Annotated in this window: 28 protein-coding genes; 10 read left to right on the forward strand and 18 right to left on the reverse strand. The window is 57.3% G+C overall.

Annotated elements, in window-relative coordinates:
* The first annotated feature begins 60 nt into the window (after positions 1 to 60).
* Together yedE and yedF are read left to right on the forward strand one after the other, a co-directional pair.
* Positions 61 to 1275, forward strand: a complete 1215-nt coding sequence (gene yedE / locus LQ945_RS15435) for a selenium metabolism membrane protein YedE/FdhT (RefSeq protein ID WP_044553968.1) — start codon at positions 61 to 63, stop codon at positions 1273 to 1275.
* On the forward strand, positions 1272 to 1511 hold the full coding sequence (yedF, locus tag LQ945_RS15440) for a sulfurtransferase-like selenium metabolism protein YedF (RefSeq protein WP_004952879.1): 240 nt from the start codon (positions 1272 to 1274) through the stop codon (positions 1509 to 1511). The genes yedE and yedF overlap by 4 nt, the downstream gene beginning before the upstream one ends.
* Before the next feature lie 81 nt (positions 1512 to 1592).
* Here the strand turns inward: yedF and LQ945_RS15445 are convergent, their stop codons facing one another.
* A complete protein-coding gene (locus LQ945_RS15445) occupies positions 1593 to 2606 on the reverse strand; it encodes a luciferase-like monooxygenase (RefSeq protein ID WP_270101134.1) in 1014 nt (337 codons plus the stop codon).
* A 224-nt stretch (positions 2607 to 2830) separates the two neighbouring features.
* Here LQ945_RS15445 and LQ945_RS15450 point away from each other — a divergent pair, with 224 nt between their 5' ends.
* From LQ945_RS15450 to LQ945_RS15465, 4 genes are all read left to right on the forward strand, one after another.
* Positions 2831 to 3802, forward strand: a complete 972-nt coding sequence (locus LQ945_RS15450; protein WP_044553970.1) for an HlyD family secretion protein — start codon at positions 2831 to 2833, stop codon at positions 3800 to 3802.
* Complete coding sequence (locus LQ945_RS15455; protein ID WP_044553971.1) at positions 3784 to 4938, forward strand: ABC transporter permease; 1155 nt, start codon at positions 3784 to 3786, stop codon at positions 4936 to 4938. The genes LQ945_RS15450 and LQ945_RS15455 overlap by 19 nt, the downstream gene beginning before the upstream one ends.
* Positions 4935 to 6077 (forward strand): ABC transporter permease, encoded by a 1143-nt coding sequence (locus tag LQ945_RS15460; protein WP_270101135.1) that lies wholly within the window; start codon positions 4935 to 4937, stop codon positions 6075 to 6077. The genes LQ945_RS15455 and LQ945_RS15460 overlap by 4 nt, the downstream gene beginning before the upstream one ends.
* Before the next feature lie 104 nt (positions 6078 to 6181).
* Positions 6182 to 7303, forward strand: a complete 1122-nt coding sequence (locus LQ945_RS15465) for a cupin domain-containing protein (protein ID WP_270101136.1) — start codon at positions 6182 to 6184, stop codon at positions 7301 to 7303.
* A 68-nt stretch (positions 7304 to 7371) separates the two neighbouring features.
* Here the strand turns inward: LQ945_RS15465 and LQ945_RS15470 are convergent, their stop codons facing one another.
* Positions 7372 to 8250, reverse strand: coding sequence for a U32 family peptidase (locus tag LQ945_RS15470; protein ID WP_270101137.1), 879 nt, complete (start codon positions 8248 to 8250; stop codon positions 7372 to 7374).
* An 11-nt stretch (positions 8251 to 8261) separates the two neighbouring features.
* Positions 8262 to 9257, reverse strand: coding sequence for a ubiquinone anaerobic biosynthesis protein UbiU (ubiU, locus tag LQ945_RS15475; RefSeq protein WP_270101138.1), 996 nt, complete (start codon positions 9255 to 9257; stop codon positions 8262 to 8264).
* Between the two features lie 254 nt (positions 9258 to 9511).
* Between ubiU and ubiT the strand changes: the two genes are divergently transcribed.
* Together ubiT and LQ945_RS15485 are read left to right on the forward strand one after the other, a co-directional pair.
* Positions 9512 to 10033 carry a ubiquinone anaerobic biosynthesis accessory factor UbiT gene (ubiT, locus tag LQ945_RS15480; RefSeq protein ID WP_262241717.1) on the forward strand — a complete coding sequence of 174 codons (522 nt, stop codon included), beginning with the start codon at positions 9512 to 9514 and terminating at the stop codon, positions 10031 to 10033.
* Complete coding sequence (locus tag LQ945_RS15485) at positions 10027 to 10530, forward strand: GNAT family N-acetyltransferase (RefSeq protein ID WP_269935750.1); 504 nt, start codon at positions 10027 to 10029, stop codon at positions 10528 to 10530. Before ubiT ends, LQ945_RS15485 begins: the two co-directional genes overlap by 7 nt.
* Here the strand turns inward: LQ945_RS15485 and LQ945_RS15490 are convergent.
* The 4 genes from LQ945_RS15490 to speFL form a co-directional block, all read right to left on the reverse strand.
* Positions 10517 to 10822 (reverse strand): GIY-YIG nuclease family protein, encoded by a 306-nt coding sequence (locus LQ945_RS15490; RefSeq protein WP_270101139.1) that lies wholly within the window; start codon positions 10820 to 10822, stop codon positions 10517 to 10519. The genes LQ945_RS15485 and LQ945_RS15490 overlap by 14 nt on opposite strands.
* A gap of 574 nt (positions 10823 to 11396) precedes the next feature.
* Positions 11397 to 12713 carry a putrescine-ornithine antiporter gene (gene potE, locus LQ945_RS15495; protein WP_270101140.1) on the reverse strand — a complete coding sequence of 439 codons (1317 nt, stop codon included), beginning with the start codon at positions 12711 to 12713 and terminating at the stop codon, positions 11397 to 11399.
* Positions 12714 to 12776: 63 nt separating this feature from the next.
* Positions 12777 to 14939 carry an ornithine decarboxylase SpeF gene (gene speF / locus LQ945_RS15500; protein ID WP_270101141.1) on the reverse strand — a complete coding sequence of 721 codons (2163 nt, stop codon included), beginning with the start codon at positions 14937 to 14939 and terminating at the stop codon, positions 12777 to 12779.
* Positions 14940 to 15208: 269 nt separating this feature from the next.
* Entirely contained in the window at positions 15209 to 15313 is a 105-nt protein-coding gene (speFL, locus tag LQ945_RS15505; protein ID WP_112363015.1) for a leader peptide SpeFL, read from the reverse strand.
* Between the two features lie 438 nt (positions 15314 to 15751).
* Between speFL and LQ945_RS15510 the strand changes: the two genes are divergently transcribed.
* Positions 15752 to 16180 carry a YhbP family protein gene (locus tag LQ945_RS15510; protein WP_420136191.1) on the forward strand — a complete coding sequence of 143 codons (429 nt, stop codon included), beginning with the start codon at positions 15752 to 15754 and terminating at the stop codon, positions 16178 to 16180.
* Between the two features lie 47 nt (positions 16181 to 16227).
* The gene (locus LQ945_RS15515) at positions 16228 to 16866 is read left to right on the forward strand and encodes an NAD(P)H-binding protein (RefSeq protein ID WP_270101143.1); all 639 of its coding nucleotides are present in this window, start codon (positions 16228 to 16230) and stop codon (positions 16864 to 16866) included.
* On the opposite strand, the gene phnP is transcribed toward LQ945_RS15515, so the two are convergent.
* From phnP to phnF, 11 genes are read right to left on the reverse strand one after another with little or no spacing between them, the layout of a single operon-like run.
* Positions 16817 to 17599, reverse strand: coding sequence for a phosphonate metabolism protein PhnP (phnP, locus tag LQ945_RS15520; protein WP_270101144.1), 783 nt, complete (start codon positions 17597 to 17599; stop codon positions 16817 to 16819). The two genes, LQ945_RS15515 and phnP, sit on opposite strands and share 50 nt — an antisense overlap.
* A gap of 14 nt (positions 17600 to 17613) precedes the next feature.
* Positions 17614 to 18216 carry a DapH/DapD/GlmU-related protein gene (locus tag LQ945_RS15525; protein ID WP_270101145.1) on the reverse strand — a complete coding sequence of 201 codons (603 nt, stop codon included), beginning with the start codon at positions 18214 to 18216 and terminating at the stop codon, positions 17614 to 17616.
* Entirely contained in the window at positions 18213 to 18782 is a 570-nt protein-coding gene (gene phnN, locus LQ945_RS15530; RefSeq protein WP_270101146.1) for a ribose 1,5-bisphosphokinase, read from the reverse strand. Before phnN ends, LQ945_RS15525 begins: the two co-directional genes overlap by 4 nt.
* The gene (phnM, locus tag LQ945_RS15535) at positions 18782 to 19918 is read right to left on the reverse strand and encodes an alpha-D-ribose 1-methylphosphonate 5-triphosphate diphosphatase (RefSeq protein ID WP_270101147.1); all 1137 of its coding nucleotides are present in this window, start codon (positions 19916 to 19918) and stop codon (positions 18782 to 18784) included. The genes phnN and phnM overlap by 1 nt, the downstream gene beginning before the upstream one ends.
* Positions 19918 to 20622 carry a phosphonate C-P lyase system protein PhnL gene (phnL, locus tag LQ945_RS15540; protein ID WP_044553987.1) on the reverse strand — a complete coding sequence of 235 codons (705 nt, stop codon included), beginning with the start codon at positions 20620 to 20622 and terminating at the stop codon, positions 19918 to 19920. Before phnL ends, phnM begins: the two co-directional genes overlap by 1 nt.
* A 16-nt stretch (positions 20623 to 20638) precedes the next feature.
* Entirely contained in the window at positions 20639 to 21427 is a 789-nt protein-coding gene (gene phnK / locus LQ945_RS15545; RefSeq protein WP_020824978.1) for a phosphonate C-P lyase system protein PhnK, read from the reverse strand.
* Positions 21427 to 22287, reverse strand: coding sequence for an alpha-D-ribose 1-methylphosphonate 5-phosphate C-P-lyase PhnJ (locus tag LQ945_RS15550; protein WP_020824979.1), 861 nt, complete (start codon positions 22285 to 22287; stop codon positions 21427 to 21429). The genes phnK and LQ945_RS15550 overlap by 1 nt, the downstream gene beginning before the upstream one ends.
* The gene (locus LQ945_RS15555; RefSeq protein WP_270101148.1) at positions 22280 to 23365 is read right to left on the reverse strand and encodes a carbon-phosphorus lyase complex subunit PhnI; all 1086 of its coding nucleotides are present in this window, start codon (positions 23363 to 23365) and stop codon (positions 22280 to 22282) included. Before LQ945_RS15555 ends, LQ945_RS15550 begins: the two co-directional genes overlap by 8 nt.
* Positions 23365 to 23946 (reverse strand): phosphonate C-P lyase system protein PhnH, encoded by a 582-nt coding sequence (gene phnH / locus LQ945_RS15560; RefSeq protein WP_270101149.1) that lies wholly within the window; start codon positions 23944 to 23946, stop codon positions 23365 to 23367. The genes LQ945_RS15555 and phnH overlap by 1 nt, the downstream gene beginning before the upstream one ends.
* Positions 23947 to 23948: 2 nt before the next feature.
* Positions 23949 to 24392, reverse strand: coding sequence for a phosphonate C-P lyase system protein PhnG (phnG, locus tag LQ945_RS15565; protein WP_269935760.1), 444 nt, complete (start codon positions 24390 to 24392; stop codon positions 23949 to 23951).
* Positions 24393 to 25118 carry a phosphonate metabolism transcriptional regulator PhnF gene (gene phnF, locus LQ945_RS15570; RefSeq protein ID WP_182821002.1) on the reverse strand — a complete coding sequence of 242 codons (726 nt, stop codon included), beginning with the start codon at positions 25116 to 25118 and terminating at the stop codon, positions 24393 to 24395.
* Positions 25119 to 25325 lie beyond the last annotated feature (207 nt).

The raw sequence follows: 25325 nt of genomic DNA on the forward strand, positions 1-25325 counted from the left end.
CGGAAAATGGCGTATCATTTATAAGGTTTTTTCTTATGGATACTACGCACGGGAGATGCCATGAGTTGGCAGCAGTTCAAGTCTCAATACCTGGTGCGCTTTTGGGCGCCTTTACCCGCGGTGATTGCCGCAGGGATCCTCTCCACCTACTACTTCGGTTTAACCGGTACCTTCTGGGCGGTAACCGGCGAATTTACCCGCTGGGGCGGCCACGTATTGCAGTGGTTCGGCCTGCACCCCGAGCAATGGGGCTACTTCAAGGTTATCGGCCTTGAGGGCACGCCGCTGCAGCGCATCGACGGCAGGATGATCATCGGCATGTTCGCCGGCTGTATCGCCGCCGCGCTGTGGGCCAATAACATCAAGCTGCGTCAGCCACAGCATCGTATTCGCATTGTGCAGGCGCTGATGGGGGGTATTATCGCCGGCTTTGGTGCGCGCCTGGCGATGGGCTGTAATCTGGCCGCGTTCTTTACCGGTATTCCTCAGTTCTCTCTGCATGCCTGGTTCTTTGCGCTGGCGACCGCGGCCGGCTCCTACTTTGGTGCCAAATTCACCCTGTTGCCGATGTTCCGTATCCCGGTGAAATTACAAAAGGTGAAGGCCGCGGCGCCGCTGACGCAAAAGCCTGAGCAGGCGCGTCGCCGCTTCCGTCTGGGCATGGTGATTTTTTTCCTGTCGGTAGCCTGGTCGCTTTGGACGCTGTTCGATGCGCCGAAGCTGGGGATCGCCATGCTGTTCGGCATAGGTTTTGGCCTGTTGATTGAGCGTGCGCAGATCTGCTTTACCTCGGCCTTCCGCGATTTATGGATCACCGGCCGTACGCATATGGCGAAAGCGATCATCATCGGCATGGCGGTGAGCGCCATCGGCATTTTCAGCTACGTGCAGTTGGGTGTCGCGCCGAAAATCATGTGGGCCGGCCCCAATGCGGTGCTGGGCGGGCTGCTGTTTGGTTTTGGCATCGTGCTGGCCGGCGGTTGTGAAACCGGCTGGATGTACCGCGCGGTGGAAGGACAGGTGCACTATTGGTGGGTGGGGCTGGGTAACATCATCGGCGCGACCCTGCTGGCTTACTACTGGGATGACCTGGCCCCGGCGCTGGCCACAGATTACGACAAAATCAACCTGCTGGACACTTTCGGGCCGATCGGCGGCCTGCTGGTGACTTACCTGCTGCTGGCGTTGGCGTTTGCCGCCATGCTGTGGTGGGAGAAACGCTTTTTCCGCGCCAAACCCGATGCGCAGGTGGTTAATTTGAGGAGTGTGTCATGAAGCAAGCGGCGATAGTGCCAGATTATCGGTTGGATATGCTGGGGGAACCTTGTCCGTATCCGGCAGTGGCCACGCTGGAGGCGATGCCGCAGTTGAAGCCGGGCGAGATCCTGGAAGTGATCAGCGACTGCCCGCAGTCGATCAACAACATTCCGCTCGACGCGCGGAATCACGGTTACAAAGTGTTGGATATTCAGCAGGATGGGCCAACCATCCGCTATCTGATCCAACGCTAATCTGCCAGGGGCAGCATTGCGCTGCCCCGTTTTGCACGGTGGGCGTGAAGGGAAATGATTGCCCTGCGGCCCAGCGTTGACTTACCCTTTCGCCAGCGTGTCTTTTACTCCGGCGACAATCTCAAACGAACGTAACCGCGCCTGATGGTCGAAGATCTGGCCGTTAACCATGATCTCATCCGCACCGGTTTCGTTGAGCAACGTTTGCAGCCCGTGACGCACGGTATTTTCGTTACCGACGATCGACATGCGCAGTGCCTGATCAACCCCGTACTGTTCTCCGGCGGTCCACAGCGCGTGGATATTGTCCACCGGCGCCGGCAATGGGCCCGGCGAGCCGCGGCGCAGGTTGATGAACTGCTGCTGCATCGACGTAAACAGGAAGCGTGCATCGGCATCGCTGTCGGCGGCCACCACGTTGACGCACACCATCGCATGCGGCTGCTGGCACTGCTCGGAAGCCTTGAAGTTGTCGCGGTACAGATTCAGCGCCTGAAACAACATCTCCGGCGCAAAGTGAGAAGCGAAGGCGAACGGCAGGCCGAGCTGTGCCGCCAACTGCGCGCTGTACAAACTGGAACCGAGCAACCAGAGAGGGACATGCAATCCTTGGCCGGGTACCGCCTGAACCGGCTGGCCCGGTTGTGCATCGCAGAAGTAATGTTGCAGTTCCTGAACGTCGCGGGGGAAGTTATCCACCTCGCTGGACAGATGGCGGCGTAGCGCCATCATGGTGCGCTGATCGGTACCGGGCGCGCGGCCAAGGCCCAGGTCGATGCGGCCAGGGTACAAGGACTCCAGCGTACCGAACTGTTCGGCAATCACCAGCGGCGAATGGTTAGGCAGCATCACGCCGCCGGAACCGAGGCGAATATGCCGGGTGCCGGAAGCCAGATAGCCCAGCAATACCGACGTGGCGGCGCTGCCGATGCCGGTCATGTTGTGATGTTCCGCCAACCAATAGCGTTGATAACCCCATTTTTCGGCATGTTGTGCTAAATCTAAAGAGGCGTGAAACGCGTCACGCGGCTTTGCCCCTTGGGGAATGGGGGATAAATCCAGTACCGACAGGGGTACCGCAGTTTTTTCAGTCATGGCATCGTCCATCAAAAGGTGATCGCTTAAAGGGCGATTGCAGAAGTCTGCAAACTACAAAGCTTAATGTGCTTTTAGTGTTAAAAGCATAATCCAATTTATGGTTATAAAAGAGGATATATGTGCTTGTGATATCCTCATGAGAAAAATGGTTTTTTTGGGAGTTTATTGAAATATGGACATGATGATTCCACCTGCCGCTTACTGCTCAGGGAGCTGAGAGAATGAAAAAAAAGACGTTGTTTACCCTACTGTTGATGGTGGTGGCGATCGCCATGGCGATATTGTTCCGCGCGCATAATCAGGATTTGCTGTTGCAGGGCGAAGTGGATGCGCCTGAGGTGATTGTGGCGTCCAAGGCTAAGGGACGAGTGATTGAACGTCTGGTGGAGCGTGGTGACGACGTGCAGGCAGGGCAAGTGATGATTCATCTCGACAGCCCGGAACTGATGGCGCAACTGCGTTCCGCGCAGGCGACGCGCGATGAGGCCAAGGCGCAGCTCGACCAGTCGTTGCACGGCACGCGTGAAGAAAGTATCCGCAACCTGCGTGCCAATCTGGCGCAATCCGAAGCCCAATATCGCAACGCGCAGAACGACTACAACCGTAACCTGAGCGTGGCCGGCAAAGGCTATATTTCGAAGTCTGAACTGGACAGTTCGCGCCGCGCGCGCGATACCGCTTTCCAGCAGGTGCAGGCGGCCAAGGCCAACCTGGACGAAGGGATTAACGGCGACCGTGTCGAATTACGCCAGCAGTACGCTGCGGCACTGCGAGCAGCGGAAGAAAACTTGCTGCAGGTGAAAGCCCAGACGGACGACCTGCAGGTTTTGGCCCCGGTGACCGGCGAAGTCGGGCCAATACCGGCGGAGGTGGGGGAGTTGCTGAATGCGGGCAGCCCGTTACTGACGCTGATCCGCATACCGGACGCTTATTTCGTGTTTAACCTGCGTGAAGATATTCTGGCCCACGTCCGCAAGGGCGACAAAGTCCAGATGCGGGTACCGGCTTTGAAGGACAAAATGATCGAGGCGGAAGTGCGCTATATCGCCCCTCTCGGCGACTACGCCACCAAACGTGCCACCCGAGCTACCGGGGACTTCGATCTGAAAACGTTTGAAGTGCGCCTGTATCCGTCACAGCCGGTAGACGGCCTGCGCCCAGGGATGAGCAGCTTATGGCTATGGAAAGAGTAAGGGCCGGCTGGCGCTGCTTCAGTCACGCGTTTGGCAACGAGTGCCGGGTTGCCTTTCGCAGCCCGGTAGTGCACTGGCTGAGCTGGATCTTCCCGCTGATCCTGTTTGGCCTGATCAGCAGTAACTTTTCGGAAGGGACCTTGCTCGATCTGCCGGTGTCGGTGGTGGACAGCGATCACAGCCCGTTATCCAAATCGCTGACGCGCCGTCTGGATGCCGGTTCGCACGCCCATGTCGAGGCTTACCCCGGTGGGCTGCAGGAATCGCTGCATCGCCTGCGTAGCGCGCAGGATTATGCGCTGCTGTACGTGCCGCCGGATTTTGAGGCCAACGCGCTGGCTGGCAAACAGCCGAGCGTGGTGATGTACTACAATGCGCTGTTTTATGGCGCCGGGCTGTATTCCACCCAGGACTTCAGCGGCCTGATGACCGAAATCAACGCCAGCTACCGCAGCATCATCGCCGGCGAAATGGGCAAAACCTTGCCGCCCCTGGCAGACGTGACGCTTTCCTACGGCAGCTTATTCAACGCCAGCGGCAGCTACATCTATTATCAACAGTTTGCCGCCACCATCCACCTGCTGCAGCTGTTCGTGGTGACCTGCATGATCTACGTGCTGGCGCGCAGCAAATCCTTGCTGAAGGCTCGGCCGTTCAGCCTGGCGCTGCTCGGCAAGCTGGCGCCGTATACTTTATGTTTCACCAGCTTGCTGATGGTTGAAATTGCCGCATTGGTGGGCATTTTTGACGCCCGCGTCAGCGGCAATCCGCTGTTTATGCTGATGATTGGCTTCTTCTACGTGATGGCGGCGCAGAGCATTGGCCTGCTGCTGTTTACCTTTACCAGTAGCACCATCACCGCCTACAGCCTGATCGCCATTTTGGTGAGTATTGCGCTGACCTTTTCGGGCATGGCGGTGCCGGAACTGTCGATGCCGCTGCCGGCGCGCATTATCTCCAATATTGAGCCGTTAACTCATGCGTTGTACGCCATGTTTGACGTATTCCTGCGGCAAGTCCCTGCCAGCGCCATCTTCAGCGTCTGTGCGTTGCTGTCTATTTATCCGCTGGTGACTGCACTGCTGGTGCGTAATCGGCTGTTGGCGCGGCTGTTGAAAGAAGGGGGTGCAGGATGAAACTTTATTGGCAAACCTTCGTCCGGGTGCTGCTCGGGATGCTGGAGCGGCCGATGTGGCTGATGTTGATCCTGTCGTTGTGCGTTATGAGCATGGTCTATGCCAACCGCACGGTATGGGATCTGCCGGTGGGCGTCATCGATCAGGACCACAGCACCGCCAGTCGCCAGCTGATCCGTCAGCTGGACGCCACCTCCAAAATTGCCATTGAAACCTATGACAGCCTGGAGCAGGCACAGCAGGATCTTGGCTGGCGTAAGCTGTTCGCGGTGATCATCATGCCGGTGGATCTGGAGAAGAAGATCCTGAGCGGCCAGAATATCGTGGTGCCGGTGTATGGCGATGCGACCAACCGCCTGGCCAACGGGCAGATCCAGCAGGATGTGGTGGCGGCTTATCAGCAGTTGCTGACCCAGTACAACAACGGGTTGCTGCTACGCAGCGGTTTCAGCGAGCGCCAGGCGCAGGTGATCCTGACGCCGATCGTCGGGCAGACGTTGGATGTGTTCAACCCGGGCATCAGCTTTGCGGCGATCATCTTTCCCGGCCTGCTGGTGATGCTGCTGCAGCACTCGCTGTTGATTGCCTGCGTGCGAGTCAGCATTGCCATGAAGAGTATGCCCGGCGGTAAAGCGCCGTTGGCGGCGCATCTGGGGGGGCTGACGGCGTTGCTGCCGATCTGGCTGTTCCTGTCGATCGTGCTGTTTGTGCTGTGGCCGTGGGTGCTGGGCTACCGGCAAACGGCGGGCATTGCGGAAATTCTGCTGCTGACCTTCCCGTTCTTGCTGGCGGTGTTGGGCTTGGGCAAGCTGGTGACGGAGTGCCTGCGCAGCGTCGAAATGATCTACCTGACTCTGGCGTTTATTACGACGCCGATATTTTATCTTTCGGGCACCATCTGGCCGCTGCAGGCGATGCCGGGCTGGGTGCGGGCGATTTCCTACAGTATCCCCTCCACCTGGGCAACCAAGGCCGTTGCGGGGGTTAACCAGATGGGGTTGTCGCTGAACGAAGTGTGGGGAGACGTGGCGATGCTGCTGGTGCTGGGGATTATTTACACCCTGCTGGGCTTCGGCGTGGGTTTCGTACGCAACAGCGTCGCGCTGCGCAGTATGTTCCGCAAACGGCAGGTTAATTAGCGTTCCAGCTAGAGAGCCCCACCATTTCCTTGACCCTTAACAAGGTAGACAAACGCGCCGTCTCGCATAATCACGCCCGTGAATTTTCTTACTGGTGTGATTGTATGGCTTACCAACTGAACCTGAACTGGCCCGAGTTTTTAGAGAAATACTGGCAGAAAAAACCTGTTGTTTTGAAAAATGCCTTCCCGAACTTTGTCGATCCTATCACGCCAGACGAACTGGCGGGGCTGGCGATGGAGCCTGAAGTTGACAGCCGTCTGGTGAGTAACACTGAGGGAAAATGGCAGGCCAGCAACGGTCCGTTTGAACATTTCGATGACCTCGGTGAAACGGGGTGGTCCCTGCTGGCGCAGGCGGTTAACCACTGGCATGCGCCCTCAGCCGAGCTGGTACGCCCGTTTCGCGCCTTGCCGGACTGGCGCCTGGATGATCTGATGATCTCCTTCTCGGTGCCGGGAGGCGGTGTGGGGCCGCATATCGACAACTACGATGTGTTCATCATTCAGGGGATGGGCCGCCGTCGCTGGCGCGTAGGCGATGCCTTGCCGATGCGTCAGTTCTGCCCGCACCCGGCGCTGCTGCACGTTGATCCGTTCGAGCCGATCATTGATGAAGACCTGGAACCGGGCGACATTCTGTACATCCCGCCTGGCTTCCCACACGACGGCTTTACCCACGAAACGGCGTTCAACTATTCAGTGGGTTTCCGTGGGCCAAACGGCCGCGACTTGATCAGCAGTTTTGCTGATTACGCGCTGGAAAACGATCTGGGTGGCGCGCATTACAGCGATCCTGATTTAACCCTGCGTGAACATCCAGGCCGGGTCGAAGAATATGAGCTTGAGCGCCTGCGCTCAATGATGTTTGAAATGATCGCCCAACCGGAAGACTTTAAGCAGTGGTTTGGCCGTTTTGCCACTACGCCACGTCATGAGCTGGATATCGCTATGGCGGAACCCCCTTATGAAGCGGAAGAGGTATTGAATGCGCTGATGAGCGGTGAAACCCTGACTCGCCTGAGCGGCCTGCGTGTGCTGCACATCGGCGACAGCTTCTTCATCAACAGCGAGCGTCTGGATGCCGTGGACGATCGTGCGGCCGATGCGCTGTGTCGCTATACCGAGCTGGGCCAGCCGGAGCTGGGTGATGCATTGCAAAACCCGGCCTTTGTGGCCGAGCTGACAGAACTGATAAATCAGGGATACTGGTTCTTCAAAGAGTAGTTGTCGCTGCTGGCTGACTTGCCGGGTGGCGCTACGCCTGCCCGGCAACTTTGTGTTTTCTTAACGGATCAAGACACCAATTCCAGCCCCGCGACCCGGCGCCAGTAGCCGTTACAGTCGGCTTTATCGGCCAGGGCCAGCGGCTGCGCCCCTTGCTCGTTGGCACGAAAACGGTCGACAAGCATGAGCGTTTCCTCACTCTGCGGCGACAGGCGCACGATGTCTACCAACCCCTGCATACTGCTCAATTCGTTACCCAGGTTGTAACAGTAGCCGCTCATGGTCTGGATACCGTTGAGCACGAACACCTGCTGCTGTTCTTGCGAACGCATCATGCGGCCTTGCGGGTATTTAATGCAGCAGATTTCGCATTCGTCCTTGGCGCGGTCTTCAGAGCGTGCGGTGAAGCAGCGTGCTGAATAGGCCAGCGGCAGGTGACCGTAGCTGAGCACCTCCACCTCAAACTGCTGGCGGAAGCCCAGTTCTTCGCACTGCGCCAACAGTTTGGCCAGCCAGTCGCGTGACAGCTCGACCGGCATACACCAGCGGGTCATGCCCTGGCGGTGCAGCAGGCGCAGGGTATAGGCGTTGTAGCAATTCAGCGCGTGACCGGCGACGAACGGCAGGCCACGTTCCGCGGCCATGTTCACCGTGCCCAGATCGTTGGCTTCGATCAGGAATTCGCCGTTTTCCACATAACGTTTCAGTTCGTTCAGTTCGGACGGCGCCTGTAACAGGGCCAGGGTAGAGATCACCACCTGCTTGCCGCTGCGGGCTATCTCTTGTGCCAGCGTCAGCCAGTCGCCCACCTTCATTTCACGCCGCTTGGTGCAGACGCTTTCACCGAGATAAATAATCTCCGCGCTGCTCTCCACCGCCTGCTGATAAAAACTTTCGATCTCGGTTTTTGGCCAGTAGTACAGCACCGGGCCTAATGCGTATTTCATGCGTCCTCCTGCTACTGCCATTTGCGATGATAGGCGCCGAGGGTGGTCTGGGTGCCTTCGGACATCGAGCCGAGCGCCTCCATCCAGCCGGCCTCGGCCTGATAAGCGGCCGGATCGGCCTGGCAGCGGTCGATAGCCTGGCGCCACACGCGGGCAACCTGGCTAACATAGGCCGGGCTACGCTGACGGCCTTCAATTTTCACCGAAGCGATATTGGCGGCCAACAGCTCCGGCAGCAGTTCCAGCGTATTGAGGCTGGTGGGCTCTTCCAGCGCGTGGTAGCGCACGTCATCCACCAGATAGCGGCCCTTGCACAGCGTTGGGTAGCCGGCATTTTCATCGTCCCGGTAGCGGTCGATCAGCACCCCGTTCAGGCGCGACTCCATACCCTGAGCCGTTTGCTGCCAGCGCACGTAGCGTGCCGGCGAACAGGCACCGACGGTGTTGGGGGATTCGCCGGTCAGATAAGAGGAGAGGTAGCAACGCCCCTCGGCCATGATGCACAGGCTGCCGAAGGCGAAAACCTCCAGCGGCACTGGGCTGGTACGCGCCAGCTGTTTAACCTGGTGCATCGACAGCACGCGCGGCAGCACCACCCGACCGACGTCGAAATGGCGTTGGTAGAAGCGAATTGCCTCTTCGTTAGTGGCAGAAGCCTGCACCGACACGTGGCGCTCCAACTGCGGGTAACGTTCGGCGGCGTATTCCAGCATCGCCAAATCGGCGAGGATCAGCACGTCGGCACCCAGTTGAGCCGCCATATCCACCGCCCGCTGCCAGCGGGTGTAGCCGTCCGGGTGGGCAAAGGTATTGATGGCGATGTGCAGCTTGCGGTTGTGGCGATGGACGTACTCGACCGCCTCCTGCAGCTTTTTCTCGGTAAAGTTGAGGCCGGCAAAGTGGCGCGCGTTGGTATCATCTTTCAGGCCGATGTACACGGCGTCAGCGCCGTTATCCACCGCAGCCTTCAGGGCCGGCAGGTTACCGGCGGGACAAAGCAGCTCCATAGATTTATCCTGACTCAGCATGCACCCATGGCGGATGCGGGCTGTCACAATGTTTACCGGTGACCGTTTTTAACCGGCAAACGCTAATCGGGAGGCAATTTTAGTGAAAGCGTGCTGAACAGGCTTTGATTTGAGGCAGCTTCTGGCGTATTGATAAAGCTGACGGCAAAATGCACTATTTGTTGATATAGAGCGCTTCTGCCGTGCGCCACTGTGGCAAAATAGTGCATCTGTGTTGAAAGGAGTGAACGACAGTGTTGGAACAATTACGAGCGCGCATTGTGCGCCAGGGGCCGTCGCTGCTGCGAGTACCGCTAAAATTCACGCCGTTTGCTTTGCAGCGCCAGCTTCTGGAACAGGTGCTGGGCTGGCAGTTCCGCCAGGCGTTGGCGGATGGCGATTTGGAATTTCTCGAATCGCGCTGGTTAAAGATCGAAGTCCGCGATCTGGCGCTACACTGGTTTATGACGGTAGAAAACGGCAAGCTGGTTGTCAGCCAACACGCCGAGGCTGATGTCAGCTTCAGCGGCGACGCCAACGATCTGATTCTTATCGCAGCGCGTAAGCAAGATCCCGATACGCTGTTCTTTCAGCGTCGGCTGCAGATTGAAGGGGACACCGAATTGGGCCTGTATGTAAAAAATCTGATGGACGCCATCGAGCTGGAAGCCATGCCTGCGCCGTTGCGCCTGGGCCTGCTGCAACTGGCTGAATTTGTCGAAGCAGGGCTGCAGGAGGGCACGGCGCAAACTTCCCGTGTGCCGGTATCATGCTAATCCGCGTAGAAATTCCGGTAGATGCCGCGGGGATCGACGCGCTTTTGCGTCGTGCATTTGGGCGTGACGACGAGGCCGATCTGGTGCAGCAACTGCGCGAAGATGGCCTGTTGACGCTGGGCATTGTTGCCACCGACGACGAAGGCGGCGTGGTAGGCTATGCGGCGTTCAGTCCGGTGGACGTGGCCGGAGAGGATCGCCAATGGGTCGGTCTGGCACCGCTGGCGGTGGACGAAAGCCTGCGTCGGCAGGGGCTGGGCGAAAAGCTGATCTACGAAGGGTTGGATTCGCTCAATGAGTTCAGCTATGCCGCAGTGGTGGTGCTGGGCGATCCCGCTTATTACGGCCGCTTCGGCTTTAAACCGGCTGCCGCCTACGGGCTGCAATGCCGTTGGCCGGGCAGCGAAGCCGCCTTCCAGGTGTATCCGCTGGCGGAAAATGCTCTGGATGATGTGCGCGGGGCGGTGGAGTTTTCCGAGCCGTTTAACCGGTTTTAATCTCAGCTTCCGGCAGTAAATGATCCAACGAAAGAGGCGGGTGATTCACCAGCCTCTCTTTTTGCGTTTTGCTCAGCTGCTTCACCCGGTATTCCAACCTTAGCGCTTTAGAACGATCCCCCGCCAGGCAGTGAAACGCCAACACCAGCTCGCCTTTGCCCCGCAGTGCCTTTGCTCCTTTGCCAGCCTGATGCTGTGCTAGACGTCGTTCGACGTCGGTAGTAATGCCGGTATACAGCATGCCGTTAGGCAGACGCAGCATGTAAAGGTGCCAGTCAATTGTATCCATCATCTGGGGCCCCATGAATAATCGAACACTACTATAGGTAACCATGGTCTACTGCTGAACCCTTTTTTTATAGCGAAATTTAACCATTTGATTTTAAACGTATTGAATGGATTGGATGGAAAAAGCCTTTTTGGCAAAATAATGACGTTACTCTTCAATTATCAGCTAATTGGCGCTAATCTTTAACAGTTCACTGCCGTGCAGGCAGCTTAGAAAAGGTAAAAGGGAAGGTTTTATAGCCGGAAAACGTTCACTGCCGTGCAGGCAGCTTAGAAAAGAGAGGAAATAAACAAAATCCTCAACGAGTAGTTCACTGCCGTACGGGCAGCTTAGAAATTCAAACAGCGACGTTGGCCGCTCAAGTCCGAGTTCACTGCCGCATAGGCAGCTTAGAAAGCCAACGTTCAGTTTTAAAGCATAAGCAACGGGTTCACTGCCGACTGGGTAACTTGAAAATGGAAGGAACCCGCATGGGTAGAGTGAACAAACGCCATCTTTAGCGTACCGAGAGGCCATTATGGAACACCTCCCCTCTCGGCACGTTTACTCTAATCACTGTGCCAATAGCTGATTACCGTCAGCCTTTTTTGCCCGCGATTTCGAAGCGAGGTGAAACGAGGCCGTACAGCGTCCAGCCGAGGAAAGTGGCGATGGCACCCCACATCATGGCCTCTTCACCGGAACTGTAGAGCGCGTAGAAGCTGTAAAGCGCGCCAATGCCGGCAATGATGTTGGCGATGCGCGCTTTTTTCTCCGGCACTTTCGCCACCTTTTGAATAATGATCAGCGCCGCCATCGACAAGATGTAGGGGATGATATTGGTCACCACGGCCAGATTAACCAGCACGTTGAACTGCTTGTTCAGCGATGGGCTGATGGTCATCAGCGACAGCACGCTCTGGATAACGACAATGGTCAGCATGCCTTTGACCGGGGCATCCGCCTTGCTGAGTTTCGAGAAGATTTTCGGGAAGAAACCGCTGTCGGCGGAAGATTTGAACACCTGGGCGATGGTGAACTGCCAGCCCAGCAGTGAACCGACGCAGGACATGATCATCAGTGCCATGATGATCTTGCCGACCGTTGGGTTGAACATATGGGAAAACGCCAGTCCAAACGGCGCGGTGGAATTGGCCAGATCCATATTCGGTACTATGCCGGCGATCACGTTGGTCGAAACGATATAGATCACTGCGGCGCTGAGGGTGCCGCCCAATACGGCGATCGGCACATTACGTTCTGGGTTCTCCACCACATCGGTATTGGCACAGGCGGATTCGAGGCCGAGGAAAGCCCATAGGGTCATGGAAATCGAAGCGCCAATGGCTTCAAAAGTCGGCACCTGATGCGGGTTCCAAGCGGCGACGTATGCGCTGCCGCTGAACCAGTGCCAGCCGATGATTGAAATCCCGACCACCGGAATGATGACGCCCCAGACGGTGATGCCGCTGATCCTGCCGGTAATGCGAGCGCCGCCGAAGTTGGCGACCGTGGCCAACCACAGCACACCGATGGTGGCGATGCAGATCCCCAATGGGCTCAGGTTGGCGCCAAACAGCTCGGTACCGTAACCCACGGCAGAAATGGCGATGGCGATATTGGCGATCAGTAATGAAACGCCGTAGGTATAGTTCGCCATAAAGTTGCCCGATTTCCCGAAGGCATATTCAGCATATCCCCCCATGCCGCCGGATTTACGGCTGAACATCCCGCATTTGGCAAAGGCATAGGCCAGCGCCATCGATCCCACTGCGGTGACCAACCAGGAAACAATAGAAATCGTACCTACTTCGGCCAGCTTGGTCGGCAGCATAATTATGCCGGAGCCCATCATATTGACGGCCGTCAGGATCGTTAACTGCACGACCCCCATTTTATTATTGGACTTACTCATGATCATTCTCTCTTTTATGATGCGATCTGGGCGGTGAATAATATTCACCGCCTTGTAATGTCGTTAATGACTCATGACGTAACCGTAAGCACGGTTCCAGCCGTCTTCATCTTTCTGGATATAAACACCCTGCAATTCCGGTGCAAAACCAGGAAGTAAATTAATACCCTCTTCCAGTGCCAGGAAATAACGCTGTGCCGCACCGCCCCATATTTCCCCAGGGACCACACATAAAACTCCCGGTGGATAAGGTAATGCTCCTTCGGCCGCAATACGGCCTTCCGCCTTGGCCAGAGAAACCAGTTCAATATTACCGCGGACAAATTCCGTGTTGGCATCTTGTGGATTCATGGCAATGCGAGGGAAATAATTTTTACGGAACATCTCTTTTTGCAGTTCTTTAACGTCGTAACTGACATAAAGATCGTGCATCTCCTGGCAAAGCTGACGCAGGGTATAATTCTTGTAGCGTTGCTCATTGCTTTTATATACCGCGGGCAGGACTTCACTGAGTAATGAATCCTGTTCGATGTGTTTTTCAAAGCGGGCAATCAGCGCCACCAGATGCTGCATCTTGGCGATGTCTTCGGCCGGCGTAAGCAGGAACAGGATCGAGTTGAGATCGCATTTTTCCGGTACGATGCCGTTTTCGCGCAGATAGTTGGCCAAAATGGTCGCCGGAATGCCGAAGTCGCTGTAGTTGCCGCTCGCCGTGTCTATGCCCGGCGTGGTGAGCAACAGCTTGCACGGGTCGACAAAATACTGCGATTCCGCATAGCCTTCAAAGGCATGCCATTTCTCGCCTGGCACAAAGTTGAAGAAGCGCAAATCGTTGGCCATCGTTTCGGTGTCATAAGACTGCCAGGGCTTGCCGTCGATCTGGTCCGGGACAAAGGGTTTGATTAACTGACAGGTTTCCAGCAGCATCTTGCGAGCTTCAATCCCTACGCGAACGCACTCCTTCCACAGGCGCTGGCCGCTTTTCCCTTCGTGCATTTTGGCATTGACGTCCAGGGCAGCAAACAGCGGATAGAACGGGCTGGTGGAAGCATGCAACATAAAAGCGTTATTGAAGCGCTTATGGTTGCAATAGCGACTTTGCCCTTTGATATGTTTGTCTTTTTTATGGATTTGCGAGGTTTGCGAGAAGCCGGCCTGCTGTTTGTGAACGGACTGGGTAACAATGATCCCCGGGTCGTTTTCATTCAGGTCGAGCAGTAAAGGCGAACAATCTTTCATCATTGGGATGAATTGTTCATAGCCCACCCAGGCGGAGTCAAACAGGATGTAATCGCACAGGTGCCCAATCTTGTCGACCACCTGGCGAGCATTGTAAATGGTGCCGTCGTAGGTGCCTAACTGGATGATTGCCAGACGGAAAGGTCGGGCTTCATTGGCGCGTTCCGGTGCCACTTCGCGGATTTGCTGACGCAAGTAACGTTCATCGAAGCAGTGGGCATCAATACCGCCGATAAAGCCAAATGGATTGCGGGCGGTCTCCAGATAGACCGGCGTTGCGCCAGCCTGAATCAATGCGCCGTGGTGATTGGATTTATGGTTATTGCGGTCGAACAACACCAAATCGCCGCGGGTGAGCAGGGCATTGGTCGCGACTTTATTTGATGCAGAGGTCCCATTCAGCACGAAATAGGTCTTATCGGCGTTAAACACCTTGGCCGCGTGTTGCTGCGCGGCACAGGGAGCCCCCTCGTGGATCAATAAATCGCCCAGTTTGACGTCCGCGTTGCACATATCGGAACGGAACAGCGTCTCGCCATAGAAATCAAAGAACTGACGTCCGGCCGGATGTTTACGGAAGAATTCACCGCCCTGATGGCCCGGGCAGGCAAAGGTGGCGTTGCCCATTTCGACATACTGCGTCAGCGTGTTGAAGAACGGTGGCAGCAGATCTTTTTCATATTTTACCGCCGCGGCCTCCAACTGCTTGCCGTAGAACTGGGTGTTTTTCCCGCAGAGTTCAAATACCCCGTGCAGCGCCGGCAATACGGCGTTGTCCAACTCTTCTTCGCAGCAAACCGCCACAAACAGCGGGATGTTCAACCCGATCTCTTCGAGATGCGTCACCATGCCCTGTGCAACGTCGTCAACGGACAGCACAATGGCGGCGACATCGTTGAAATCGCTTTGGTGCACATCAACAATTTCACGTTCAGTTTCAAAACAGCCTAGTGTTTTTTCATTAGCGGCAATTTTTAGCTTTTTCATTTTTCTCATTCTTCAGGCAACGGTATTCCATCAGCAAATAATAAAATTTGCCGTTAATACCTTATGAAAATAAAGGTGTGCGAGAACCTGGCATGCCGAAAGGCATTCCTGAGTTCACTCTATTATTTGGGGCGCGGTTCTTATCCAATAAAGATGAATTACGGTATTTTCCCTTGCGTAAGCAACAGAAATTTATCTCTGTTGATCAGAGTGAAAAATAAGTCGTAATAATGTCTTGCGTTCGGAATAAGGACGAACGAGGAGGGAGGTTATCTGAAGTTAAAGAAGGCGAAGCTAAAGCAGCTACGATGAGCCATCATCATAATATGGGTAGTGCGCCTGATATGCGCCATTTTTCGGTTGTTGTTTTCCATTTCTAATCCACCTTGGTGCGTGAAAAGATGGCGCTATTTTAACGCAGGCTTGGCCAAAATATGTGATGCGCGTCACGCATATGCAGCTTTAAGTAAATAATTATTCACTTCTTATGCATTGAAGTGAATAAAAATACCGCGAAAGAGTTATTACGTATGTAAATAGATTGATAACAAACAGCCCATTTGGTGACCTGATTTTCCCTGACCTGGAGAAAGGGCAAAAAAAATTGCGTTTAAGAAGGACATATACAGTGCAATTGAAGTGAGTTTGTTTTTATTATGTTATAAGTCCATACATTGACATTTTGCATATAAATTCACTTTATTTGGGTGTTTATTCTTTTTTCATTTTTTCCGGCATTGTTGTTATTTGTGACCCGCCTCAACAACACGGGTTAAGATGAAGCAAGCTAAAGGGGAGAATTCACAGTGATTATGACCGACGAGCATCAATCTATAGTGCACTTCCTCAGCAAGCAGCACGTACTGACGCTGTGCGCGGGAAACGGTATGGACATGTGGTGCGCCAACTGTTTCTACGTGTTTGATGCCGAGCGTATGGCGCTGTGGCTGATGACCGAAACCCACACACGCCACGGCGAGCTGATGCTGCACAACGCCAGCGTGGTGGGCACCATAGCGCCGAAACCGAAGACCATCGCCTTGATCCGCGGCATTCAGTATCGGGCGCAAGCGACGATGCTGAACGGTGAGCAGGAGGCGCTGGCACGGGCACGTTACTGTAAGCGTTTCCCGATAGCCAAAATGATGAAGGCGCCGGTCTGGCAGTTGGATCTGCAGGAGGTGAAGATGACGGACAACACCCTCGGTTTCGGTAAAAAGCTTCACTGGGCGCGGGTCTGAATACGACAAACTATACTTTTCAGCATCATCAATCGGCGGGAGGGCATATGGCCCGGGTATTTATTGTAGGGGCAACTGGGTTGGTGGGTAATGCACTGTTGCATCTGCTGCAGCGTGATCCGCAGGTCACGGCGATCGTGGCGCCAACGCGCAAGCCACTGCCGCCGCACGAAAAATTAGACAACCCCGTGGGTGATGATTTGTTCGCGCTGCTGACCGGCTGTGAACAGCCGGTCGATAGGGTGTTTTGCTGCCTGGGGACGACCCGCCGCGAGGCCGGTAGCGACGCTAATTTCCATTACGTCGATTATACCCTGGTGGTGGAAAGTGCGCTGACTGGCCGTCGGTTAGGGGCGCAGCATTGTCTGGCCGTCAGTGCATTAGGCGCGAACAGGCACTCTACGTTCCTCTATAACCGCACCAAAGGGGAAATGGAGCAGGCGCTGCGTGAACAGAGTTGGCCGCGCCTGACGCTGGTGCGGCCATCCATGCTACTGGGGTCACGGCCCTCGCCGCGTTTGCTGGAGCGCCTCACCGCGCCGCTGTTCAAATTGCTGCCCGGCAAATGGCGAGCGGTGAGTGCCGAAGACGTGGCGCAAACCCTGCTGGAACAGGCGTTCAGCCCTGGCAACGGCGTTAGGGTGCTGGAATCCGATCGGCTGCATTGTTACCGCAGTGCACGCTGAGATTATCGAACGCCAGCTCCAGGCCAGGCGGCAGTTCATTGTTCGTCAGCCACAAGTCGAGATGATGGCTGATGTGCGTCAGCAGCGTACGGCCTGGCTGTAAGCGTTGCTGAATTTCCTGCGCACGGGTCAAGTCGTTGTGGTTGCGCGGTGCCTGCGGCTGAGGGGGCAGGCTGCAATCGAGCACCAGCAAATCCAACGGCACTCCGCGCAGAAAAGCGTCGGTATCGGGCGGCAGGCCGACGGTATCGGTCAGGTAGGCCAGCGATGCTCCTGCGGCCTGTATCAGATAGCCCAGCGTGATTTTTGAATGCTGCAGCGGCAACGGGGTGATGCGCAACCCGCCCAGTTCAAGGGGTTCGAAGGGGGTTAATGGCGGTTGAAACGCCAGAATGCCGGGATGTTTGAACAGGTCATCGCAGCCCTGTTCGTCCGCCGGACCATAGACGGGAATAAAATTTCCGCATCCCCAACGCAAAGGAAATAACCCCTGCACGTGATCCATGTGGTAATGTGTCAGTAAAAAACGTTGAATTTCCCCCGCCGAAAAACGCCGTTCCAACGACGGTAATCCCGCATCCAGCAAGGTCGTTTCCCCCTGAAATTTGAGCATGGCGCTGCACGGTCGTCGCCGAAAAGCCGGCTCGCGCCGCGCCCGCTGACAGACCAGACAATCACAGCCAAACACCGGGATCTGTTGCGCGCCGCCGGTGCCGAGAAACGTCAGTTGCATGTCGTCACTCCCGATTATAAATACTTCTCCGCGAAGGCATGGATATCACGGAAATCCGCCAACCGCTGTTGCAGCGTCTGGTGGTCCCAGTGCCACCACTGGCTGCGCTCAATGCGTTCGATCAGGGCGTCGTCGAAACGCATGCCGATCTTTTTGGCCGCTACGCCGGCGACAATCTCATAGGGGGCGACATCTTTGGTGACGACCGCTGCGCTGCCGATAACGGCACCGTTGCCGATGCTGACGCCGGGCATGACGATGGCGTTATGACCCATCCAGACGTCGTGGCCGATAGTCACATGCTGTTCGCGCCGCCAGTCGAAGAACGCTTCGTCGTCTTCTCCCAGGTCATAGTCTGAAGCGCGGTAGGTGAAATGGTGTTGGGCGATACGCTGGTAAGTGGGGTGATTGCCAGGATTGATGCGTGCATAAGAGGCAATCGACACGAATTTGCCGAGGGTGGCGTAAAAAATCTGGTTGTGTCCGGCGGTGTAGGAGTAATCACCCATTTCCACCTCCTCCAGGATCGCATCGTCGGCCAGATGCACATACTGGCCTAAGCGGGTGCGGTTAAGCGTCACGTTGTTACCGATTTTCGGCTGTGCGGCATCGTTCATGGCACGGCATCCTGTGGTTGTTTTGTCATAGAGGGCAGCAGCGCCAACAGCGCCGCCAGCGTGTCATCAAGGTTGCCGTCGTTATCCAAGCGTCGGCAACCGGCAGGGAGCTTTTCCTGGTACTCTGCCGCACGCGCCAATCGTTGTTCGATCTGCTCGGCATTTTCGCGTGCGCGGTTTTGCAGCCGCTGGCGGAGAATATGCGTACTGACCTGCAGGCAAACCGGCAGCAGCTGTGCGCCATAACGCTGCTGCGCCTGTAAAAGGTGAGCGCGCGAGCCATTGACGACGACATCGATCCCCTGCAGCAACCAAAGATCCACTTCGATCCCAAAAGCGTAATGATGCTGGTGCGCGTGCCAGTCGAGGGCAAACAGGCCTTTGGCGCGGCGGCGCAAGAATTCGGGTTCACTGAGCGCAATGTGGTTCTCGCAGCTGGCGTCTGCCGGCCGGGTGATATAACGGTGCGCCACCAGCGGCGCACTGTCGGCGTGGGCGCGCAGGGCGGCCAGCAGGCTGTCTTTCCCGGCCCCGGAAGGCCCCATCAGATAGATAAGCTGCGCCATCAGAACACCTGCTTGCCCTGGCGCCACACGTTCTGCACGTAGATATGCTCGCCGTGCGGTCGCGCCAACACCAAATCTGCCCGTAATCCTTCGGCGATGGTCCCGCGATCCTGCAAGTCCAGCGCTTTTGCCGGGTTGCGGGTGATCATCTTCACCGCCTGCGGCAAGCCGTAGCCGTTGCGCTCGTCGGCCGCGATACGAAATGCCGCATCCAGCAGGCTGGCCGGGTAATAATCGGAAGACAGAATATCCAATACCCCCAACGCCGCCAGATGGTGCGCTGCTACGTTGCCGGAGTGGGAACCGCCGCGCACGATATTCGGCGCCCCCATCAGCACCTGTAATCCTTGCTGATGCGAGGCCAGGGCTGCGGCTTCGGTGGTGGGGAATTCGGCAATGGCACTGCCCAGCGCACAGGACTCGGTCACGTGTTCGGCGGTCGCGTCGTCGTGGCTGGCAAGAGAGATCCTGCGTGCCCGGCAGTGAGCGGCGATCGCTTCGCGGTTTGGCGTGGCCCAGCGAGCGGAAAGCCCGATTTGCTGCTCCTCAAAGTCGCTCATCTGCTGGTCATTGAGGTTGTATTTGCCCTGATAGTATTCGCGGTATTTTTCACGCGAAGCGAACTGTCGCTGGCCCGGCGAATGGTCCATCAATGACACCAGGGACACGCCCGGTTTATCCATCAGCTGTTCGAACAGCGGCAGGGTGCTGTCGTGCGGCAGTTCGCAGCGCAGGTGCAACCGGTGTTCGGCGCGGTTCACCCCCGCACGCTGGCTGTGGATCACCGCGTCGATCATTTTTTGCAGGTTCTCCAACCGGTGACCGCCGTCGCGTACGTCGCCAATGGCGACCGCGTCCAGCACGGTGGTGATGCCATTGGCCACCATCAATGCATCATGGCTGCTCATGGCCGAATGGGCCGGCCAGTCGACGTTGGGGCGCGGGGTGAAAAACTTGTCCAGGTTATCGGTGTGCAATTCGATCAGGCCAGGCAGCAACCAGCCGCCTTCACCGTTCAGTGCCTGGGGTAACTGGCTCGGGGTATCGGCAAAACTGCGGATCGTGCCGTCGCTGATCTCCAGCGATCCTTCGACAACCTGATCTTCCAGCACCAGCTTCACGTTATTGATGATCATCAGAGGATCTCCAGCGCCTGTGGCGCCTGCATGTCATATAACCGGTCGGCGACCTGCTGACGGACGCCCTCATCATGAAAAATGCCGACGATAGCCGCACCGCGCCGTTTGGCCTGTTCGATCAAGGCGACCACCGCCGCACTGTTGCGGCTATCAAGTGACGCCGTGGGTTCGTCCAGCAGCAAAATCGGATAATCGACAATAAAGCCGCGCGCAATGTTCACCCGCTGTTGCTCACCGCCGGAGAAGGTCGAAGGCGCCAGCTGCCACAGACGCTGCGGCACATTGAGCTGGTTTAGCAAGGTTTCGGCGCGTTCACGGCATTCGGTGCGATCGGCCCCCTGTTCCAGTAACGGCTGCATGACGACGTCCAGCGCGCTGATACGAGGGATCACTCGCAGGAACTGGCTGACCCAGCCAAGGGTATGACGGCGAACCGCCAGAATTTGGCGCGCTTCGGCCTGCACCATGTCCAGCCATTCCCCCTGATGGTTGACCCAGATATGGCCGCTGTCGGGCAGATAGTTGGCATACAGCGAGCGCAGCAGGGTTGATTTTCCGCTACCGGAATGGCCGTGCAGTACCACGCACTCGCCGCTGCTGACCGTCATGTTGGCGTCGTGCAACACCGGCAGCCGCGTGCCGTGCTGCTGGTGGAGCACAAAGGTTTTGCTGAGGTGTTCAACCCGGATTTGAATAGTCATCTGTTATTACCTTGTGTTACGACAGCACCGAAGAAACCAGCAGTTGGGTATAAGGATGGTGCGGATCGTCCAGCACCCGGTCGGTCAGGCCGCTTTCCACCACCTCGCCCTGTTTCATCACCAGCAAGCGGTGCGCCAGCAGGCGCGCCACGCCGAGATCGTGGGTGACAATCACCGCCGCCAACTGCATTTCCACCACCAGGGTGCGCAGCAGATCGAGCAGCCGCGCCTGCACCGAAACGTCCAGCCCACCGGTGGGTTCGTCCATAAACACCAGCTTCGGGTGGGTCACCAGATTGCGGGCGATCTGCAAGCGTTGCTGCATACCGCCGGAAAAGGTGGTCGGCAGATCGTCAAGGCGCGACAGCGGGATCTCGACGTCTTCCAGCCACTGTCCGGCCTGACGGCGGATGTCGCCATAGTGACGCTGGCCGATAGCCATCAGCCGTTCGCCGATGTTGCCGCCGGCGGAAACCTTGGGCCGCAGCCCGTCGAGCGGGTGCTGATGCACCACGCCCCAGTCGGTGCGCAGCAGGCGGCGGCGATCGCTCTCCGCCATCGCATACAAATCATGCTGTTGTCCGGCCTGCGGACGGTAGAGGATCTGCCCTTGCTGCGGCGCCAGTCGCGCAGAGATCGACTTCAGCAGGGTGGTTTTGCCGGAGCCGGATTCGCCGACGATACCCAGCACTTCACCGGGGTAGATATCGAAAGACACGTCGCTAAAGCCTTTGCCCGGCGCGTACAGGTGGGTCAGGTTAGCCACCGACAGCAGCGGCGTGGTGCTCAGAGGGGTGGAAGTCATCAGTGCTGCGCCTCTTGCGAAGGTTGCGCCAGTTGCTGCTGGCAGTAATCGGTATCGGAGCAGACGAACATGCGGTTGCCCTGGTCATCGAGCACCACTTCGTCCAGATAACTGTGGCGCGAGCCGCACAGCGCGCAGGGCTCGTCCCACTGCTGCACGCTGAACGGATGATCGTCGAAGTCCAGGCTCTCCACTTTGGTAAAGGGCGGCAGGGCATAGATGCGTTTCTCGCGCCCGGCCCCAAACAGCTGCAGCGCCGGCATCATGTGCATTTTCGGGTTATCGAATTTTGGGATCGGCGACGGATCCATCACGTAGCGGTCATTGACCTTCACCGGATAGGCGTAGGTAGTGGCGATGTGGCCGTAGCGCGCGATGTCTTCATACAGCTTCACCTGCATCACGCCATACTCTTCCAGCGCATGCATTTTACGGGTCTCGGTTTCTCGCGGTTCGATAAAGCGCAGCGGCTCAGGGATCGGTACCTGATAAATCAGGATCTGGTCTTCGCGCAGCGCGGTTTCCGGAATGCGGTGGCGGGTCTGGATCAGCGTGGCCTCGGGCGTGCGTTCGGTGGTGGCGACCCCGGCGACGCGCTGGAAGAAGCGGCGAATCGACACGGCGTTGGTGGTGTCGTCGGCGCCCTGATCAATCACCTTCAGCACGTCGGCACGGCCAATCACGCTGGCGGTCAACTGAATGCCGCCGGTGCCCCAGCCGTAGGGCATCGGCATTTCGCGGCCGCCGAACGGCACCTGATAACCGGGGATGGCGATGGCCTTCAAAATGGCGCGACGGATCATACGTTTGGTTTGCTCGTCCAGATAACCCAGGTTATAGCCGGTTAATACTTCACTCATCGCGGGCCTCCTGACGCTCGCTAAATTCCTGGCGCAGACGCTTGAGCAGTTCCAGCTCGGCCTGGAAATCGACGTAGTGCGGCAGTTTAAGGTGGGAAACAAAGCCGGCGGCTTCGACGTTATCGGCATGGGCCAGCACGAACTCTTCGTCCTGCGCCGGGCTGGCGATGCCTTCGTCGTACTCGGGGCTTTGCAGTGCACGGTCTACCAGTGCCATTGCCATTGCCTTGCGTTCGGCGCGGCCAAATACCAGACCATAGCCGCGGGTGAAATGCGGCGGCTGGTCAACCGGATCGATAAAGCCGTTAACCATTTCGCATTCGGTTAGCAGGATCTCGCCGATATCAATGGTGAAACCCAGCTCTTCTGGCGTTATCTCCGCTGAAACATAGCCAGTGCGGATCTCACCGGCGAACGGGTGGGTACGGCCATAGCCACGTTGGGTTGAGTAGCTCAGCGCCAGTAAAAAGCCTTCGTCACCGCGCACCAATTGCTGCAGGCGGGCTGAGCGCGAGCAGGGGTAAACCGGAGGATTACGGGTGATATCGTCCGGAATGCTGCCGTCGTCCCGCTCCGCCAATGCCAGCTGTTGCTGACTGAGCAGATCAAAGACGTGGGCACAGTTTTCCTGCAAGGGTTCGTCGGCCTGCGGTGCGCGGGGGGCCTCTCCTTCCGCCAGCAACGCGAAATCCAACAGCCGGTGGGTGTAATCGTAGGTTGGCCCCAGCACCTGCCCGCCGGGCAAGTCCTTGTAAACCGCCGAGATACGACGCTCCAGTCGCATGTTTTCTGTCGCCAGCGGTTCGCCGATCGCCAGGCGTGGCAGGGTGGTACGGTAGGCGCGCAGCAGAAAAATGGCCTCGACCAGATCGCCGCTCGCCTGCTTGATGGCCAACGCCGCCAGCTCGGGATCGTAGATACCGCCCTCGGTCATGACCCGATCCACGGCCAGCCCCAGCTGTTGCTCAATCTGCAGTGTGCCAAGCTCCGGCACGCTGTCGTCGCCGCGCCGCAGCTGTTCTTGTAACTGATGGGCGGCCTCAATGGCTTTTTCGCCCCCTTTAACGGCAACGTACATCAGCACACCTCCACGTGGGTGGTTCGCGGTAACGCCAACAGGCGCTCGCCGCAGGTCAGCAGGAAATCCAGCCCCAGCGGGAAGCGCTGCGGGCGGTTAAGCAGGTAATCCAGCAGCGCCGGCGGAAGCTGCGGTGTAATAATCCGTTGATGCTCGATGCCAGGCCCGGTCAGGCGCAGTGGCGTGCCTTGTTCCAGGCTCGCCAACTGCACAATCACCGTAGCGCTGAACTCGGGAGATATTTCACTGCCGTGCGGCAGCCTCTGTAAATCCGCCGCCTGCAGTTGCGTATCGAACAGCGCGAAACACACCTCTTCGGCGCGGTCGGCCAGGGGGGCTCCGCTGTGGAAACGAATGTTTGTTAGCGCTTGCTCACTTTCTAGCTCCGGACTCAGCTGGATCGGGGTTTCCTGATCCGCCAGGGTCAGCAAGGCGGCGGTGCTGGCGGCATTCAGCCTGTCCCAAGTCGGGCTACCTTGCAGGGTGACCAGATGTCCAGGTTCGCTTAACGCCTTAAGAATCAAACGAAAAGTCTGCTGAGATTGGTCGATTGGCTGGGTAAAACCTGTCAGTAGGCTCATGATTAATCCCCTCGCACCAGCGTAAAGAAGTCCACCCGGCTGGAGGCGACGGCCCGGGCACGTAGCTGGCGTTGCTCGTGTTGCAGCGCGGCCAGCGGCTCTATCAGCTGTTGTTGCAGCAATTCAGCCTGCTCCGGCAGTTGCAGCAGGGCATCCAGCAGCGCGCAGAGTTCGGCATGCGCCTTATCGCGCCCGGCGATATAGCTGTAGCCATAGCCGCCGCTTTCGAGCTGTACCACTGCACGGGTGACGGTCATGTCGCCCAAGACGAAGCGGCGGCCGGTGGCGCCCATGCGCCCCTGCAACTGTGCCAGGCCAATTTCCGGTGCGCGGATGCTCTGGTAGCGCGGGTTGATATTCAGCGCCTGCCAGTGGCTGCGCAACTGGGCCGGCTGGCTGTGCGCCAGTACCGACATCCAGCGTTGTCTCGGCTGTAAGGCTTGCATTTAGTGCTCCATCGTCAGTTCAATCATGTCGGCGCGCGCCAGGCTGACGGAGTATTCCGCCACGTTGTCGCTGCCGGTGCAGACGTTCAGGGTGCGCACGCACAGCAGCGGCGCCTGAGTGGCAATTTCCAGCATCCGGCTCTCTTTGGCCTGAGCACGGCGCGCACTGATGCGTGTCTGGCTGCGGGTCAGCGGCTGGTGGATGTTTGATTCGATAAATTCGTGCAGCGAACCGCTGTGGAACTGCTGGAGCGCCGGCCACCAGTCCAGATCGGGCAGATAGTGGTCGATCAGGCTCATCGGTACGCCGTTGACCCGGCGCAAAGTGCGAAGGTGGATCACCGTTTCGCCTTCTTCCCGCGACAAGGCGCTGGCAACATGCCCATTGCATGGGCGTAGCACCGCGAGTAAGCGCTCACTGGTGGGGTGACTTCCCTGCTCGAACAGGTTCTGACTGAAGCGGGTATTGGCATGCAACGGGTAGTCGTAGGGGCGCATCAACACCAGAATGCCGATCCCGTGCCGGCGTTGCAGCCAGCCGCGCTCCACCAATTGATCGACTGCACGACGCAGGGTATGGCGATTGACCTGATAGCGTTCCGCCAATTGCTGCTCGGAAGGCAGGTAGTCGCCACAGCGGTATTGGGTGCGCAGCTCTTGTTCCAGCTGTGCGGCGATTTGCTGATAGCGGGTGGGGTAACTGGTCGGATGTCTAGATAAGTCCATCATAATAAAAAACATCGGTGGCCATAACGACATAAAAAAATATGCGGTTTATCGGCGTGTCTTACGGTGCTCACCCTGCGGCTTGGAAGACGACGGGCAGGTCCCGTGGTGAAGTTGGCATCATCTTGCAGGCGTCAGATGACAATCGCGTTACGCGTCGGTGGCGAACAGATGAACTATTTTGGACAGGCAGATGATGCGCAGGGA

This window comes from Serratia liquefaciens, from assembly GCF_027594825.1.
GTDB lineage: Bacteria > Pseudomonadota > Gammaproteobacteria > Enterobacterales > Enterobacteriaceae > Serratia > Serratia liquefaciens_A.